This is a genomic window from Aeromonas sp. HMWF014 (genome assembly GCF_963878295.1).
Classification (GTDB): domain Bacteria; phylum Pseudomonadota; class Gammaproteobacteria; order Enterobacterales; family Aeromonadaceae; genus Aeromonas; species Aeromonas popoffii.
Map to the genome: position 1 here is coordinate 1 of NZ_CAWNYS010000434.1, position 620 is coordinate 620.

Consider the following 620-nt stretch of genomic DNA (forward strand, 5'->3'; position numbering starts at 1 on the left):
TAATGGCCTACTTCAAGATTAGCCTTTCAACACGTAATTGGGACAGAGCCCAGATCAAGGGTGATGGCAGCTATGACCGCCTCTACAAGAAGTGGTTCGAATCCAACGCCTGGCTGAATCAGCTCAAGTAACCTCGCAAGGGGCGGCCTGCCGCCCCTTCACGCAGATCCCCACACAATAAATAACTACAACGAGGTTGCGACAGTGCACAACCCAACAAGACAGATGGAAAAACAGCCCAATCAGCTGCTCTGGCACGGCGTCTTTCTGCTGATGCTGCTGGCTGCCGTATTCGGCATCTATAAAGCGGTTCAGTCCGTGGATTACACCTGGCGCTGGGAGCGCATTCCCCAATACATCGCCTATCAGGCAGAGCAGAACAACCTGGCCGAATTTGACGGCACAGTGATCGCCGGCACCACCAGCGCCGAACAGGGCAAACTGTTCCTGCAAAACGATCTCGACCCCAATCAGCGCCAGGCCATTACCAGCACAGGGATAAAGGTCGCAGAAGGGGATACCATCTTCCGGGGCGATACCCTGGATACCGAACTCACCTGGACCGCAGGCCCCATCGCCTGGGGCGTCTGGGTCACGGTCAAGCTCTCCCTAGTGGCGGG

Annotated in this window: 1 pseudogene; it reads left to right on the forward strand. The window is 56.5% G+C overall.

From position 1 onward, the window contains the following. Window positions 1-225 precede the first annotated feature (225 nt). Window positions 226-620, forward strand: a pseudogene (locus tag AAC083_RS17235) (amino acid ABC transporter permease); the annotation flags it as partial.